This is a genomic window from Cobetia sp. AM6 (assembly GCF_009617955.1).
Classification (GTDB): domain Bacteria; phylum Pseudomonadota; class Gammaproteobacteria; order Pseudomonadales; family Halomonadaceae; genus Cobetia; species Cobetia amphilecti.
The window spans coordinates 2696964-2712937 of sequence record NZ_AP021868.1; the positions used below are offsets into that span (position 1 = coordinate 2696964).

Genomic DNA, 15974 nt, shown 5'->3' on the forward strand with positions numbered 1-15974 from the left:
ACGCCTCTCTAAGCCCCCCCCAACAGGCAACCGCCTTGCCGTGCCCCAACGGGGGGCCGTATCGGTATCACACCGGAGCAAACAACAAGGCCAGATCCTCCTCATCAAACAGTGGGCCCTCCTCCTGACGCCCACTTCCCCCTTCCAGTACTGATGCGGCAAGATCCGCCTTGCGAGACTGCAGCTCCAAAATGCGTTCCTCAACAGTTCCTGCACAAACCAGCTTGTAGACAAACACCGGATTCTTCTGGCCCATTCGATGAGCACGCCCGGTGGCTTGGGCCTCTACGGCAGGATTCCACCAGGGGTCGTAGTGGATGACCGTATCTGCCGTCGTGAGATTGAGCCCAGTCCCCCCTGCCTTGAGGCTGATCAGGAATACGGGCACCTCCCCACGCTGGAATTGTGCCACACGCTCAGTTCGCACTGCCCCGGGCGTCTGCCCGGTGAGAGTCAAGTGAGAAATCCCCTCCCGCTCCAGTGCCCCCCCGATCAATTCAAGCATTTCCGTAAATTGCGAGAAGATGAGGATACGCCGACCATCCTCGACCAATGATGGCAACAGTTCACCTAGCGCCTCCAGTTTGGCTGAGCGCTGAACCGTCGCCGCACTTTGATGTTTGACAAGCCGTGGGTCACAACATACCTGGCGTAATTTCAACAGGGCATCCAGCATCACGATGCCGGAGGCCGCCAGCCCGCGTGTCTCGATCGCCTCCTTGACCCGTTGATGCTGTGTCAGTCGAAGACTCTCATAAAGCTCTCGCTGTGCACCGGTCAGCGTGATGTCTCGCTGAGTCTCAGTCTTGTCCGGCAACTCATTGAGGACTTGCTGTTTGGTACGCCGGAGGATGAGTGGCGAGATACGACGAGAGAGTCGCTGACTCACAGCGTCGTCAGCATGTTTCTCGATAGGGGTACGAAAATTCCGACCAAATCACTGCTGGCTCCCCAGGGCGCCTGGCGCAGCAACATCCAATTGCGCCCATAACTCACCCAGGTGGTTTTCCAATGGCGTTCCAGTCATCGCGATCATGCGACCAGCATTGAGCCTGCGCACGGTACGCGCCGTCTGAATGGCAGCATTCTTGATGGCTTGGGCCTCATCCAGTACCACGATACCGAAGTGCTGCTCGCACAGATGCTCGATATCTCGAACCAGAAGGGGATAAGTCGTGATGACAAGATCTACATTGGCGACAGCAGTATCGATCTGCTCACGACGACTGGCCTTGGCTCCCTGAAGCGCCAGCACGCTCAGTGTCGGCGCAAATCGAGCCGCTTCGGCGCACCAGTTACCGACGAGACTCGTCGGGGCCACCACCATGACAGGCCCACGCAGTCCCCCTCGCGAACGCTCATCGAGCACGTGTGCAAGGATCTGAATGGTTTTTCCAAGCCCCATGTCATCCGCCAGAATACCGCCAGTACTCAACTCCGAGAGGAATCGTAACCAGGCCAGTCCTCGCGCCTGGTAATCGCGCAATTCTCCCTGGAAACCGTCAGGGGCTGGCAATTTATCAGGAAGCTCACGCAAGCGTTGGGCAAGGGCAACGACATCCTCTCGCCCTACCCAGCGCTCATGATCTGCCAAGGGGGCCAGCTGATCGATGGAGGTCAGGGGGACACGCAGTGCACTTGTGGGTGCCTCGCTATCGTGAAGCCAGTCCATCAAGGGAGCCAACCAGGCACGTAGCCTGGCAAGTGGAAGCACCAGCCGACGATTATCCGGCAGGTGTACTACCCAGCTTGCTCCCGCTTCCTCATCCTCCTCCGGCGTCAACGGGAAGTCTTCGCGCTGAATGAGTTGACGCAGAATGGGGAGCAGATTGAAGGATTCATTCTCCACCTCAACGCCCAACGCAAGATCGAACCAACCATTCTCGGCAGGCTCGAGCGCTCCATACCAGTTGTCTGGCGATAGATATTCGGGCTCTTGCGGGAAGTCGTCACTGAACTCGACCACACATCCCGCCTGACGTAATTGCAGGATCATGTCCCACCATTCCTCAGGAGCAGAAAGACATGTCCTCCATTGCGCCGCATTTTCTGGCACCTGCCTATCTATCGGCAGCAGCAAGCTCCACGAGGGCAACTCCAACCCATCCGGTACATCGTGGTGCGCAGCGAGTTCTTCCAACGTGACCATGCCTGGCGGAATGGCGCGAATCAGCGCGATTTCCGCCTGTTGATCACGCGGTATCGTCAAACGCTGCCCATCGCGCAGCCCCTGGGCCACCTCTCCCTCCTCTGGGGGTATCTCGATACCGGCATAGCTCAGGGTCACGACACCAGCGCCCAACCGAATAGGAGTTTCATTCCAGACATGGCGGCGTGTTGGCAGATGTGCCCGTGCGACACACATGGTGATCTTCAGCTTGGGTTTCACATCCTCGAGCGTTGTTTCCACAAGTGTTCTCGGAGAGGGGACCTGGGCTGCCAGCCCCGAGACATTCTGGAGACGAGAGGTCAACCACTCGCTCATTTCCGGCGGTAAAGCGGGAACATGCTGGAGTTGGCGCCAAAGCTCAACATCCCCCTCCAGCGGGCCAAACTGTTTATTCTGAGGGTCAAGATAACAAAGCGACTTGCCGACACTGGCCACGATAGCCTCGGGAGACAAGATATCTTCAGGCGTCGTGGACATCTGCAGCCGCTGCACACCCTGCTCATCCATCTGCCAGGTCGGGGCGATACGACAGGTCGGCCCAATACCAAGCTGTGGGCCCGTCTGCTTCTGATGGAAAAGCAAGGGGGAGGCATCGCTTGCCAGCAAGGACCAGAGCGCTTTCGCCTGGAATGCCTTGTTCAACGTCAAACCTTTGGATTGCCCAGGAAAGTACCATTGCGAATCTTTGCTGCCATGCAATAACTGCTCGATGGCCTCCTCCTGCGCCGGCTGCCATCCCATTGCAGGGACAGGTGACAACTCCCCCACGTGAGAGACTTCAACTTTCACTGGCGAGACCCATCGATCAAGCTGCGTCTTGCTCTTGGAGGGCCTCAACCACACCGGCTGCACCGTCAGCGCGGGAAGCCCCCTGTGGCCGGACTGCACATCAAGGAACAACCCGAGACGGTGGTTGGCACCTACTTGGACGGCTGACGGCACCGCCGGGGCTTGACTGTGATGTTGCAGCCAGATTGTCCACTCACGTTTCGCCGCCTGAAGTGACGGCGCTTGCTCCACTTCGTCGGGCTCAAGCGTGTCAGGAACCTCCAGGGCTTTCCCCAAAGGGCCGCTACTCAGGAAGGTATCGATCAATGCGACTGCGTGCTTGCAGGTACTGCCCACCGGACAACTACAAGCTGTTCGCATCTGGTGCCGAGTACCCACAGGAGCCAACATGATCATCGTGCGATAAGGGGTGCCCAGACTGCCCGCGACATCGCCAGAAAGCGTCAAACCACCCTTCTCATCCAACTCTACCTGCCACTGCTCATCCACTCGCTGCTGGCGCGCGTAACGCAGACCACGCTCCAAGGTGCCTGCATCAAACTCATCACGCCATCCATGCTGAAGGAGTGCGATATTCAAGGCGAACGATGCATTACTCAAACCAGTGGCTGCCACAGCGGCACTCTCCATAGAAATATGACGATATTGGAGCAAATTACGCGACTACTAGTAAACCAGACGGATTCGCCGCCATCGGGCAGGCTTAACAAGCCTCATGAACCGAAGCAAACCTCTATGCAAAGGGGCTTGCTCCGATAGCCAGAGAAGTGAGCGAACACCATGAGAATGAAAGTATCAGTCGCGATGCCACCTGAGACTCTTTGGTGTAGCGTCCTCCTCCATTTCGGTATCCTTGCCCTTCCAAAGCCCACCAGGACAGCTCCCCATGAAGCGTTATGAACGCTTTGCCGCCGAGATCTCCAACCTGATCCGTACCGGAATTCTCGCGCCGGGTGAGCGAGTGCCGTCGGTGCGGCAGGCCAGCAAGGCACATGGCATCAGCCCCTCTACCGTCTTTCAAGCGTATTACCTTCTGGAGAATCAAGGCCTGGTCAGTGCGCGGCCGCGCTCGGGATATTTCGTGCGTGACAATGCCTCGCGGATACTCGATGAACCGCATGTCGCCCTGCAGCAGCAAGCCCCTTCCGACGTCGCCGTCAGTGAACTGGTGTTCTCGGTACTGGGTTCACTGAGCGACAACGATACCGTCCCCTTCGGATCTGCCTTCCCGAGCCCGGAGCTCTTCCCGCTCGCGCGGCTTGCAACCAGCATGACGCGCGGGCTGCGCCAGCTATCGTCGCATGCCGTGATCTCCGACATGACGACCGGCCATCCTGACCTGTGCCGGCAGATCGCTCAGCGCTACATGGTCAACGGCATGCAGCTGCCGACGGAGGAGCTGGTGATCACCAATGGCGCCATGGAGGCGCTCAACCTTGGCCTTCAATGTGTCACCCAGCCCGGAGACCTTGTCGCCATCGAAGCGCCGGCCTTCTATGCCACGCTTCAGGTGCTTGAGCGGCTCAAGTTGCGCGCAGTGGAAATTCCGGTACACCCGCGAGACGGGATTGATCTCGAGGTGCTAGAGAATCGTCTGGAGTCGCTGCCCATCAAGGCCTGCTGGTTCATGAGCCACCTGCAGAATCCACTGGGGGCCAGCCTGAGCGATGCGCGCAAGGCCCAACTGTATGCGCTGCTCTACCGTCATCAGCTACCGATGCTGGAGGATGATGTCTACGCAGAACTGTATTTCGATCAACGTGCCGAGGTGTCGCCCCCGCAGCCCGTCAAGGCGCTGGATGTCGAAGGTCTGGTGATGCATTGCGGGTCGTTCTCCAAGTGCCTGGCACCGGGCTATCGGGTGGGCTGGATATCCGCGGGGCGGCATACCCGGGAGATTTCGCGCCTCAAGCTGATGACGACCATCTCGCCATCGCTGCCCGCCCAAGCGGCCCTGGCCGACTACCTTCAGCATGGCGGCTACGACCGCCACCTGCGCAAGCTACGTCTGGCGCTCGAGACCCAGCAGACAGCCATGCTGGCAGCCATTGATCGCTACTTCCCCGAAGACACTCGCGTGACCCACCCCCACGGGGGTTATTTCCTGTGGTGCGAGCTTCCCGAGCACATCGACTCGCTGGCTCTGTTCCAGCAGGCGTTGGCCCACGGCATCAGTCTGGCACCGGGGCCCATCTTCTCGGCCACCCAGGGCTTCAAGCATTGCATTCGCTTGAGCTACGGCCACCCGTGGGACGCGGCGTCAGAGCGCGCCATGCAGACTTTGGGGGAATTGCTCAAGGCAGCCTGAAACTCGGACCGCTCAGACGAGATGCGAGAAGTACCTTGAGTATGTGCGCGCAAATGCCGCAGCCCTTGCGGCCGCCTTGCCACACAGTCTTCATGCGTTATCCGCTGGGGCGACGATATCCTTGCGCGGCGCCTATCACTTGCTCGAGAGCCGCTTGCCACGCCTGGATATCGCACCTTGCTGCGTACCTTGATTGCATCCCTGATGCCGCACGCGTGCCCCTGCAGGAAGCGCCAGAGCCCGCCATGGCGGGGCCTGGCGCCAAGGGCGATACGACAAGCACCTGATCCCATCATGGTGCTGGCATCAATCAGAGTGCGCCCTCCTGCCCGGCTCGCCTTGTTGGCTGCTCGCCATACCACCTGGCTGGCCGGCTGACTGGCTCACGCGCCTTTAACGACTGATCAGAATTCGGCACGCAACTGATATGGTTTTTTCTTGCACAACTGAGCCTGTTATGGCTTCCGGTGGCTCCCTAGAGTAGCGGCGAAGATTCAGGCAGGGCCGTCCCCCTTGCCGCCTACTCAGGAGACATTGCCATGTTCGGCACCGAGGCCATCGACCTGGCCAGGATACAGTTCGCCTTCACCATCTCGTTTCACATCATCTTTCCGGCCATCACCATTGGCCTCGCCAGCTATCTGGCGGTGCTGGAAGGCATGTGGTTGAAGACTGGCACACAGGTCTACCGCAACCTCTATCATTTCTGGTCGAAGATATTCGCGGTCAACTTCGCGATGGGCGTGGTGTCAGGACTGGTCATGGCCTACCAGTTCGGCACGCATTGGAGCGGTTTCTCGGCCTTTGCCGGCAGCGTGACCGGGCCGCTGCTGACCTATGAAGTGCTGACCGCCTTCTTCCTCGAAGCCGGCTTCCTCGGCGTGATGCTATTTGGCTGGAATCGCGTCGGCCGCGGCCTGCACTTCTTCTCGACCTGCATGGTTGCGCTCGGCACCCTGGTCTCGATGTTCTGGATCCTGTCCTCCAACAGCTGGATGCAGACCCCTCAGGGGCATGAGGTCATCGATGGCATCGTCGTGCCGGTCGACTGGTTCGCGATCGTTTTCAACCCTTCCTTCCCCTATCGCCTGGCCCACATGGCACTGGCCGCCTTCCTGAGCACCTCGCTGTTCGTCGCAGCCTCCGCCGCCTGGTTGCTGCTCAAGAAACGCGACACCCCGGAAGTGCGCAAGATGCTGGTCATGGCGGTACTGATGTTGATGGTGTCCGCCCCGCTGCAGGCCTTCGTCGGCGACATGCATGGCCTGAATACGCTCAAGCACCAACCGGCCAAGATCGCGGCCATCGAAGGGCATTGGGACAACAGCCATGGGGAACCGACGCCGTTGATCCTGTTCGGTGTGCCCGACATGCAGCGCGAAGAGACGCGCTTCGCGCTCGAGATTCCGGCCCTCGGCAGCCTGCTGTTGATGCATGACATCGACAAGCAGGTACCGGCGCTCAAGGACTTCCCCGCCGCGGACCGCCCCAATTCGACCGTCGTGTTCTGGAGCTTCCGCCTGATGGTCGGCCTGGGTCTTGCGATGATTCTGCTCGGCCTCTCGGGTGTCTATCTGGCCCGCAAGGGCAGGCTCTTCACCTCGCGGCGCTGGCTGAGGCTGGCCGTCGCCATGGGGCCGGCTGGGCTGATCGCGATACTCGCGGGCTGGTTCACCACCGAGGTCGGCCGCCAGCCGTGGGTGATCTACGGATTGATGAGAACGGAAGATGCCGTCTCTGCCCACAGCACCGCTCACCTCAGCATCAGCCTGACGGCCTTTGTCACGGTCTACTTCATCGTCTTCGGCACGGGGATCAACTACCTCTTCAAGCTGATCAGGAAAGGGCCTGCGGGTGATGACAGCCACGCCCCCAGCGGCGGCCCTGGCAAGCCGCGCACACCTTCCCGCCCACTATCGGCCATCGAGGAATCTCTCGACGGCCAGACTCACTGACCGGAGCGATGAACGCTATGGGTATCGACCTTTCTGTCATCTGGGCGGGCATCATCCTGTTCGGCCTGATGATGTACGTGATCATGGATGGCTTTGACCTGGGTATCGGCATTCTTTTTCCGTGGGTGGAGGACAAGGTGGACCGCGATGTGATGATGAACACCGTGGCCCCCGTGTGGGATGGAAACGAGACATGGCTGGTCCTGGGCGGGGCCGGGCTATTTGCGGCCTTCCCACTGGCCTACGCCGTCTTGCTGGAAGCCCTAAGCATTCCTCTTGTCGCCATGTTGATCGGCCTCATCTTCCGCGGCGTCGCCTTCGAATTCCGCTTCAAGGCCTCGGACGCGAGTCGCCATTGGTGGGACAAGGCCTTCGTGGGCGGCTCTGTACTGGCCACCTTCAGTCAAGGTGTCGCACTGGGAGGCTACATCCAGGGCATCGCCTTCGATGGGGGACACTTTAGCGGCGGTTCGCTGGACTGGCTGTCCCCCTTCCCGCTGTTCTGTGGTGTGGCGCTACTGTTCACCTATGCGCTTCTCGGCAGCACCTGGTTGATCATGAAGACCGAAGGCATTCTCCAGGCACGCATGTTTTCCCTGACGCGCCCACTGACACTGTGGGTATTGATCATGATCGCGGCCGTCAGTCTGTGGACTCCGCTGGCGCACCCCGCCATCGCCGAGCGCTGGTTCACACTGCCGCAGCTGTTCTGGTTCCTGCCGGTGCCAGTGCTGGTAGTGCTGGCCGGTTATGCGCTGATCCGCGCTGTCGCCTTTGAATATCATGCCCAGCCTTTCCTGCTGGTGCTGGTCCTGATCTTCCTGGGCTACAGCGGTTTCGGCATCAGCATGTGGCCTGACATCATTCCCGGTCACGTGACGATCTGGGAAGCGGCCTCTCCGCCACAAAGCCAGGGCTTTGCCCTCGTCGGCACGCTATTCATCCTGCCGATCATCCTGGTGTACACGGCGTGGAGCTACTTCGTGTTCAAGGGCAAGGTCCGTCATACCGATGGCTACCATTGAGAGGTGCTGACATGACATCCCCGACTCGCGAGACACATTCAGCGCCACTGCATGCCCCCATAACCAGACTCGACGACGAGCCATCCGGGACGCCCGCGCGCCCAGCCAGCTGGCTCAGCAAGATCGGCTGGCTGGTGGTGATCTGGGGAGGCAGCGTCAGCGCGCTGGGACTCGTCTCTCTGGCACTGCGCCGCTTCATGCAGGCCGCGGGCCTTACGCCCTGACAGCAGCGAAAGAAGACATCACGTAGACACAAAAAGACGCCGGAGCAGCGAATGCTTCGGCGTCTTTCTTGTTGGCCTTAGGGCTTGATGAACCGATGGGCCACAATGACCTGTCAATGCAGGGCACAAACGTGACGGGTCACTTCCTCGCCCGCATCCCGGAGGCTTTAGACATCAACCTCCAGTGCGGCATAGGCGACCATCTCCACCAGCATCTCTTCGCGTGCAAACCCGGAGACGATGATGGCAGCCCGATTGGGATACGGCTCACGCACGTACTCAGCATAGATGCCATTGACCGTCGCCAGGTGCTCGCGATCAGTCACATAGATCAGCACCTGGGTCAGCGAGGAAGCGTCACCACCGGCGCATTCCAGTGTATGAATCAGATTATCCAGCGTCTGGCGGGTCTGAGCCGCAATTCCCCCCTCCACGACATTGCCAGCGGCGTCGATTGGAATCTGCGCAGTGAACAGGATGCCATTGCCGACACTCGCCCATGACAGGGGCGCACGAGAGGCAAACAGATCAGTCTTGACGGGATGAACCATGGGTTATTCCTCGAATATCTTTCGATAGGTGCACTCCATGACTCGCCGGCGCAAGAGCGGCGAATCATGGAATGTTGGGGCGTATTGAGAAGCGAGAGGTCAGTCGTTGTCGGTGATACCGGCGCCGGCACCACTGCGAGAATCTTCCGTTGCCTCGACCAGCAGACGTGTCGAGAGCGCTTTCAGGCGTGACCAGAGTTCGTCATCCACCTCGATCCCTTCCTGCATGGCTCGTTGGCGACAGGCAAGCAGCTTCGACTCTTCATGACAGGCCAGCAGGTCAACGTCATAGTCGGAGCGAAGGGATGGCAGCAGATCGACATGGTTGGCCATCACCAGGGTGATGCCGTCATTGGGCTCATTCTCTTCTGGCACTTCACGCACGGCATAGACCCGTATCTCGGGGACCGAGCTGTTGGCCCTGAAACCCACGACCTGCTCGATCATGGGGCAGCCGATCGCCTCATCCACATCCTGGGCGTTGCGCCAGAAGGCGGTAACATTCATGCCACGCCCCGCAAGACGCGCCAGATAGCCCATGATCAGCTGCCGATTGTGGCAATGCTGGATCTTGATGACAGCGAGGCCACGCGCACGGGCCTTGGCGAAACCGAGTTCCAACGCCAGCGATGAGCTCTTCAATACGCTGTGGCCGTGACTATCGAGTACTGCGAGGTCTCCATCGGCATAGACAATTTCCGGCGGACGCTCCTCGGTGTCCTCCAGCAAGAAACGCAGTCCGCGATTGAGCGCCGCCAGCCCTTCCAGCTCATAGAGCTGCATCCAGGCAACCATGTCGGCGGCATCACCGGCGTCACCGTCTTCGAACCCCATCGCCTGAAAGGCCTTGCGACACAGTCCGTGAAGCTCGTTGTAGGAGACCTTCATGACATTCCTCCCACTGTCGTGCTGTTGCCCTGCCGAGGATCGGCGGTCATCTCTGGCCTCGTCGTGCTTGCAAGCTGCGGTGCCAGCGGGAAGCTCCAATCATCAAACGCGACAGGATCCTCTGGCTCGGCGTTGAGTTCCTCCACCAACGGAGCCCCCTGGAAGAGCGTGATACGCACCCAACGATCAGACTTCGGGTCGAAACGGCTGGCACCGAAGAATGAGAGCTTGGTCCGCAACAGGTGCATGGGCTTCATGTCCCGCGCCCACAGGTTGGCACGTATCTCGCCAAAGCTGGTGTTGGCCATGCTCTGGATGCGGCGCACGATATCCTTGTGACGTGGGCAATGGATGAGGAATTCCACCACCAAGGCACGAGGGTGATCTTCCAGGTACTGACTAATCGCCGCATGGGTATCGGCAACACGCGGGGCAATCGCCAGCTTCATTTCCTTGTCGGCACCTGCCTCCGTGTCGCGGACTCCCAGGCGGGGCTCCTCCTTCTCGACCGAGCGATACCAGAACCAGTGGCGATTCTCGGCGAGTGAAAAATCGAAGCGCAACGCCCAGTCGTAGTGCGTTTCGATTACCTGCTTGAGGTGAACCAGCGGCATGTCCGGGGTCAGTTCCAGGCTTTCTTCCACCGCCATAAGGTCCTCATAGCGGTCGACGATGCTCGGGTACAGTTCCAGCAAGAGGGTATTCACCAGCTCCTGGGCTTCGAGCCCATGCTGCTGGTGGTTCCAGTCGATCAACTCCTGCCAGAGCTCCGGCGACAGCGGCACAAGCTCGAGCCAGGTCATCAGCTCAGGCAAGGACGCCACCGTGGCCTGGTTGCGCAGGGTCTGCTCGTGATCATCCGTGACCGTCTGGCGAAGATGGGTCTCGGCGCGCTTGAGGAGAGCCAGCAGACGTGAACGCTCCTGCTCTCCCGGCACCTGTGCCGTCACTTCGGCAAGCGCCAGTTCTCGGCTTTCCACCCAGCGCTGTACCAGCTGGGGATGATTGATCAGGAACGGCGCCATTCCGAGGCCAGTGGAGTTGCCAATACCCAGATAACGCTTCAATGAGGTTGCCAGAGGTGCGGCGGTCTCGGGGGCCTGGGCATGGGCCATGTGCTCTATCTGCTGGATCGAGAAATGACGCAGCAGATAGACGCCCAGCATCTGGGCAGAAAAGGGTCGATGGAAATCCGCGTTGTCCTTGAGGCGGTCATAATCCGCGATGCCGAACTTGCCATTGCCGTAGACGGCCGTGGTCCGATACAGATAGCCGACCCGGGTCAGCCACTCAGGATCAGGTTGCTGGCCTGCACTCAGCGCCTCCAGGAAGCTTGCGAAGTTACGCAAGCTGCGATTGGCACGCGACAGGACCAGCAGTCTGGGATGCTGGCGTCCGGCTTCCTGCAACGGCACATTGGCCGCCATCTGCTCGAGAAGCGCATCATCCACATCACCCTCCACGACACCGAAGGTGACATCCCATGCTTCGGCGATGACGCGGTCAGAGCGTGCGGAATCCTCAAGCGCCTGGGAAAATATGACGCCGTGATAGCGCTTGCTGGGCGTCTGCAGGCAGTAGATCGCCACACCGTGACCGAGAGCATCCAGTTCGAAGCGGGTCGTGGTGATCTTCCATTTTTCATGTGCCATCTGGCGCACCAGACTTCTCACGAAACTTAGACGACTAGCATGCAGGCTGCCGAGGCGCTCCAGCTGCATCACATCGTCCGGTGCCCGCAGCCGAAGCCGCTGCTCGGTGGATGAGAGGCGTGCGCCCTGGTGATTGCGCGACATATCAACGCTCTCCTTCGTGTTCCGGGGCCGGCATGGCTGACCGCTGGCTGGTGATTCCCTGCGCACGTGCCATCGCGAAGGCTGATTGGGGTCCTGTCCACAATGAGGGCAGCAATACCAGCGAGACAGGGATGGCCGTGATGACGATGAACTGCTGAAGTGCACTGATCTGGCCGGCGCCCATATGGAGGAGTATCGCAGCCATCAACGCCATGCTGATGCCCCAGAAGGCACGCACCAGCGGGCTTGGATCATCGTGTCCGGCACTGACGACGGCGATCGCGTAGCTCATCGAGTCACCCGTGGTGGCGACGAAGATGGTGGTCAGCGTCAGGATGGCAGCTGCCATTGCGGTTCCGCCGGGCAATGCCTGCGCCACGGTGAGGGTCGCGACATCGAACTGGAAGTTGTTGAGCGCTTCGGTGAGGTCGATCACGCCGGTGAACTGATAGAAGATGCCCGCCCCGCCCAGTAGCGTGAACCAGACAGCGGTCGCCAGGGGCGCCAGTACGGCAACGGTCAGGATCATCTGGCGGATGGTTCTGCCCTTGGAGATGCGCGCCACGAAGATCGCCATCAGCGGGCCATAGCCGAGGAACCAGGCAAAGAAGAATACGGTCCACCACTGCATCCACCAGTCTGGAGCGCTCTGTGCGGTCATGGTCGACATGGTGAAGAACGAGCTCAGATACTCGCCAAAGCCCTGAGTAAAGGCATTGACCATGAACAGGGTCGGCCCGAAGACGAAGATCACCGCCGCCACACCCAGCGCCAGGAAGACGTTGAAGCGCGACATGATCTGGATGCCCTTGTCGATGCCGGTCACGGCCGAGGTCACATAGATCACCCCGAGCACTACCAGCACGCTCAGCTGCGTCGAATAGTCATTGGTCACGCCAAAGAGCTCATGCAGGCCAAAACTGACCTGGGTGGCCAGGAAGCCGATGGGGCCCACCGTTCCTGCCACCACGGCGATGACGCACATGGCATCCACCACGCCGCCCAGCTTGCCCTTCATGATCTTCTCGCCGAACACGGGATACAGCAGCGTTCTCGGCTGCAGGGGCTGACCCTTGTCGTAATGGGCATGCGCCAGCACGATGGCGGTCAGGCTGCCCAGGATGGCCCAGGCAAGAAAGCCCCAGTGCATGAAGGATTGCGCCAGTGCAGGCGCGATGGCGTTCGCAGTGCCCGGTTCGGTATCAAAGGCAGGCGGCGTCACCAGGAAGTGGTACACCGGTTCGCCGGCAGCGAAGAAGACTCCACCTCCCGCCAGCAAGGTGCACATGATGATCGATACCCACTTGAAGGTGGATAGCTCAGGCCTGCGCGTGCCACCGATACGGGCACTGGCCGCAGGCGTTGCGGTCAGCCCCAGGGCAATGAAGAAGGTGAGCAGCAACAGAATCTGGAAGTAGCTGCCCAGTGTTCTGGCAGTCCAGGCAAAGCCGGCACTGATGGCTTGCGCGACCCCCTCAAGATCAAACAGGGACAGGCCGACGAACAGCAGAATGAAGCCGATGCTGCAGGTCAGTACGACAGGGTCGCCAAAGCGGTACTGACCTTCCGGTAACGCATCCGACGTGGCAGCCGACGTGGTCTTGCGAGATGAAGTCATGTGGCATTCCTCTGACGAGCTCTCGTCATTGGCAGGCATTTATTATGGTTGTTGGTTGCCGAGCGATACCCTGAGGATTCCTGGCTCGGCACAGGTGCCATGGCATAGCGTTACGGCGATCAGGCAGGCGTGGTCTTCTGACGGGTCGCGGCGCGCTCGAGGAGTGCGACCCAATTCTTGCCCATGATGCCGGCCACTTCGTCCTCGGACATGCCGACCTTGCGCAAACCGGCAATCAGGTTGGGGAAGTCACGACTGTCTCGCAGCCAAGACAATGGACGCGGCCAGTCAGCGTTGCTGGCACTGCCTTCGCCGTAGTCCATGTCCTTGGACCAGCGACCATTGCGCATCCACTCAAGAATGGACACCGGCTGGTTCTGACACAGGTCGGTGCCGATTCCCAGGTGCTCGATGCCCATCAGGTCTGCGGTTCTGGCGATCATTTCGCAGTACTCAGTCAGAGTACAGTCGGAGCCATTGCGCAGATGGAAGGGATACGCCGAGAACCCCAGCAGCCCATCACTCTCCGCGATGGCCTTGAGCACCTTATCGGACTTGTTGCGCTTTGCCGGATGGAAGCTTTCCGGGTTGGCGTGGGAAATGATCACGGGGCGCTCGGATATCTCGATCGCCTCGAGCGTGGAGCGCTCTGCGCTGTGCGACATGTCGATGACCATGCCGACGCGATTCATCTCACGAATCACCTGACGTCCGAAGCGAGTGATCCCGCTGTCTTGTGCCTCATAACACCCGCAGGCCAGCAGACTCTGGTTGTTGTAGGTCAACTGCATGATCATCAACCCGAGGTCACGCATCACCTCGACCATGTCGATATCGTCCTCGATGGGCGAGCAGTTCTGCGCCCCCAGAATGATGCCGACACGCCCGCTGGCTTGCGCAACCGCGATGTCCTGCGGCACATGCACGGGCATGATCAGATCAGGCCAGGCCTCGAAACGTCGATTCCACTCGCCAAGACGCGACAAGGTCTCTCGCGTCGTCTCGTGGTACACGAGAGTGGCGTGTACGGCGTCCAGCCCCCCTTCTCGCATCTGCTCGAATATCTCGCGTGACCAGTTGGAATACTGCAGGCCATCGATCGTCAGCATTGTCTTTGACATGGGGCCTCCTCACGCCTTGATGTAGCAGGTCTTCACGACGGTGTAGAACTCGCGCGCGTATCGCCCCTGCTCACGAGGCCCGAAGCTTGAAGCCTTGCGTCCACCGAAGGGCACGTGGTAATCCGTCCCTGCTGTCGGCAGATTGACCATCACGCAGCCGGTCTCGGCACGCGCCTTGAAGCTGCTGGCCAGTTTCAGGGAATTGGTGATGATGCCCGCCGTGAGCCCGAAGTGCGTGTCATTGAGCACATCGATGGCCTCTTCTGCGTCGCTCACCTTGATGACGCAGGCGATCGGACCGAAGATCTCCTCGCGGTTGATGGCCATGTCGTTGGTGGTATTGACCAGCAGCGCCGGGCTCATGAAGTAGCCGTCGGTGGCGCACTCCACACGCTCGCCGCCACAGACCAGCGTTGCCCCCTCTTGCTGGGCGCGCTGCACCCAGGACAGGTTGGACTCAAGCTGCTTGGCATCGACGGCCGGCCCCATGTGCACGCCCTCTTCCAATGCGTGACCGACCCGGACCTGAGACAGGCGCTGAGTCAGCTTTTCCACGAACTCGTCATGGACCGATTCCATCACGATCAGCCGCGAAGATGCCGTGCATTTCTGGCCAGTGCCTGAGTAGGCACCATTGAAGGCTGCCTCGACGGCCAGCTCCATGTCGGCATCATCGGCAACGATCAGGGCGTTCTTGGAGCCCATTTCCAGCTGGCACTTGACCAGATTGGCGGCAGTGGCCGCCGCCACTCGACGACCCACTTCCAGAGAGCCGGTGAAGGACAGGGCATGAATGTCAGGGCTGGAGATCAGTTCATCCCCGATGCTGCTGCCCGGGCCCATCACCAGATTGAAAGTGCCTGCCGGGAGTGACTGGCGATGAATGATGTCGGTCAGTGCCCATGCGCTCGCAGGGACCAGATTGGCCGGTTTGAAGACGACCGCGTTGCCGAAGGCCAGCGCAGGCGCAATCTTCCAGACCGCTGTCGCCATCGGGAAATTCCAGGGGCTGATCACACCGACGACACCGACGGGTTCCCGACGGACCTCGACCTCAACTCCAGGACGCACCGAGTCTGCACGCTCATCAATCTGGCGCAGCACTTCAGCGCCGTAGTAATGGAAGAACTGCCCGGAGCGATGTACCTCACCCACTCCCTCCGCCAGGGTCTTGCCCTCCTCACGTGCCAACAGCTCACCCAACTCCGCCTTGCGTGCGATCAGCTCATCGCCGATGGCCATCAACACGGAATAACGTTGCTCGAGACCCGACTGGGCCCATTGTGCCTGGCCACGCTTGGCCGCCTGGATGGCATCGGCAACCTGATCGACACTGGCCTGCGCATATTGGCCGATGACATCACGGGTATCGGACGGATTGAGATTGGCGATGCTGCCCTGACCTGAGACCCACTGACCATCGATGTAGAGATCGTGAACAGCGGCGTGAGTGGCGGTAGTGGTGTGGTGTGACATGTGAACCTCCTTGAACGCGGTGACAACAGACTAGGAGGCCCAGAGGGATAAAG

At 60.1% G+C, this 15974-nt stretch carries 11 protein-coding genes and 1 pseudogene; 4 read left to right on the plus strand and 8 right to left on the minus strand.

Going from position 1 to position 15974, the window contains the following annotated elements:
- Nucleotides 1-67: 67 nt before the first annotated feature.
- Both CLAM6_RS11325 and CLAM6_RS18160 read right to left on the minus strand, forming a co-directional pair.
- Nucleotides 68-661, minus strand: coding sequence for a DEAD/DEAH box helicase (locus tag CLAM6_RS11325; RefSeq protein ID WP_277876260.1), 594 nt, complete (start codon nucleotides 659-661; stop codon nucleotides 68-70).
- Nucleotides 638-3589, minus strand: a pseudogene (locus CLAM6_RS18160) (DEAD/DEAH box helicase); the annotation flags it as partial. The gene CLAM6_RS11325 and the pseudogene CLAM6_RS18160, both read right to left, overlap by 24 nt.
- Nucleotides 3590-3845: 256 nt before the next feature.
- Between CLAM6_RS18160 and CLAM6_RS11335 the strand changes: the two are divergent.
- The 4 genes from CLAM6_RS11335 to CLAM6_RS11350 all read left to right on the plus strand — a co-directional run bounded on the left by CLAM6_RS11335 (nucleotide 3846) and on the right by CLAM6_RS11350 (nucleotide 8471).
- Nucleotides 3846-5267, plus strand: coding sequence for an aminotransferase-like domain-containing protein (locus tag CLAM6_RS11335; RefSeq protein ID WP_153636153.1), 1422 nt, complete (start codon nucleotides 3846-3848; stop codon nucleotides 5265-5267).
- Nucleotides 5268-5806: 539 nt separating this feature from the next.
- Nucleotides 5807-7222, plus strand: coding sequence for a cytochrome ubiquinol oxidase subunit I (locus CLAM6_RS11340; protein ID WP_153636154.1), 1416 nt, complete (start codon nucleotides 5807-5809; stop codon nucleotides 7220-7222).
- Between the two features lie 17 nt (nucleotides 7223-7239).
- Complete coding sequence (cydB, locus tag CLAM6_RS11345) at nucleotides 7240-8247, plus strand: cytochrome d ubiquinol oxidase subunit II (protein WP_153636155.1); 1008 nt, start codon at nucleotides 7240-7242, stop codon at nucleotides 8245-8247.
- Nucleotides 8248-8258: 11 nt separating this feature from the next.
- On the plus strand, nucleotides 8259-8471 hold the full coding sequence (locus CLAM6_RS11350; RefSeq protein ID WP_153636156.1) for a DUF2474 domain-containing protein: 213 nt from the start codon (nucleotides 8259-8261) through the stop codon (nucleotides 8469-8471).
- A gap of 167 nt (nucleotides 8472-8638) precedes the next feature.
- Here CLAM6_RS11350 and CLAM6_RS11355 read toward each other — a convergent pair whose 3' ends face one another.
- The 6 genes from CLAM6_RS11355 to CLAM6_RS11380 form a co-directional block, all read right to left on the minus strand.
- A complete protein-coding gene (locus tag CLAM6_RS11355; protein WP_077373927.1) occupies nucleotides 8639-9022 on the minus strand; it encodes a RidA family protein in 384 nt (127 codons plus the stop codon).
- 99 nt (nucleotides 9023-9121) lie between these two features.
- Nucleotides 9122-9910, minus strand: coding sequence for a DUF3726 domain-containing protein (locus CLAM6_RS11360; RefSeq protein WP_077373930.1), 789 nt, complete (start codon nucleotides 9908-9910; stop codon nucleotides 9122-9124).
- The gene (locus CLAM6_RS11365; RefSeq protein ID WP_197738676.1) at nucleotides 9907-11706 is read right to left on the minus strand and encodes a hypothetical protein; all 1800 of its coding nucleotides are present in this window, start codon (nucleotides 11704-11706) and stop codon (nucleotides 9907-9909) included. The genes CLAM6_RS11360 and CLAM6_RS11365 overlap by 4 nt, the downstream gene beginning before the upstream one ends.
- A gap of 1 nt (nucleotide 11707) precedes the next feature.
- Nucleotides 11708-13324, minus strand: a complete 1617-nt coding sequence (locus CLAM6_RS11370; RefSeq protein ID WP_153636157.1) for a BCCT family transporter — start codon at nucleotides 13322-13324, stop codon at nucleotides 11708-11710.
- Between the two features lie 119 nt (nucleotides 13325-13443).
- Nucleotides 13444-14445, minus strand: coding sequence for a dipeptidase (locus CLAM6_RS11375; RefSeq protein WP_172978700.1), 1002 nt, complete (start codon nucleotides 14443-14445; stop codon nucleotides 13444-13446).
- A gap of 9 nt (nucleotides 14446-14454) precedes the next feature.
- Nucleotides 14455-15921 (minus strand): aldehyde dehydrogenase family protein, encoded by a 1467-nt coding sequence (locus CLAM6_RS11380; RefSeq protein WP_153636158.1) that lies wholly within the window; start codon nucleotides 15919-15921, stop codon nucleotides 14455-14457.
- Between the last annotated feature and the right edge of the window lie 53 nt (nucleotides 15922-15974).

What these genes read in the sequence shown, in the direction of transcription:
- CLAM6_RS11335 (WP_153636153.1), top strand. Translation starts at nt 3,846, where the DNA reads ATGAAGCGTTATGAACGCTTTGCCGCCGAGATCTCCAACCTGATCCGT.
- CLAM6_RS11340 (WP_153636154.1), top strand. Translation starts at nt 5,807, where the DNA reads ATGTTCGGCACCGAGGCCATCGACCTGGCCAGGATACAGTTCGCCTTC.
- cydB (WP_153636155.1), top strand. Translation starts at nt 7,240, where the DNA reads ATGGGTATCGACCTTTCTGTCATCTGGGCGGGCATCATCCTGTTCGGC.
- CLAM6_RS11350 (WP_153636156.1), top strand. Translation starts at nt 8,259, where the DNA reads ATGACATCCCCGACTCGCGAGACACATTCAGCGCCACTGCATGCCCCC.
- CLAM6_RS11355 (WP_077373927.1), bottom strand. Translation starts at nt 9,022, where the DNA reads ATGGTTCATCCCGTCAAGACTGATCTGTTTGCCTCTCGTGCGCCCCTG.
- CLAM6_RS11360 (WP_077373930.1), bottom strand. Translation starts at nt 9,910, where the DNA reads ATGAAGGTCTCCTACAACGAGCTTCACGGACTGTGTCGCAAGGCCTTT.
- CLAM6_RS11365 (WP_197738676.1), bottom strand. Translation starts at nt 11,706, where the DNA reads ATGTCGCGCAATCACCAGGGCGCACGCCTCTCATCCACCGAGCAGCGG.
- CLAM6_RS11370 (WP_153636157.1), bottom strand. Translation starts at nt 13,324, where the DNA reads ATGACTTCATCTCGCAAGACCACGTCGGCTGCCACGTCGGATGCGTTA.
- CLAM6_RS11375 (WP_172978700.1), bottom strand. Translation starts at nt 14,445, where the DNA reads ATGTCAAAGACAATGCTGACGATCGATGGCCTGCAGTATTCCAACTGG.
- CLAM6_RS11380 (WP_153636158.1), bottom strand. Translation starts at nt 15,921, where the DNA reads ATGTCACACCACACCACTACCGCCACTCACGCCGCTGTTCACGATCTC.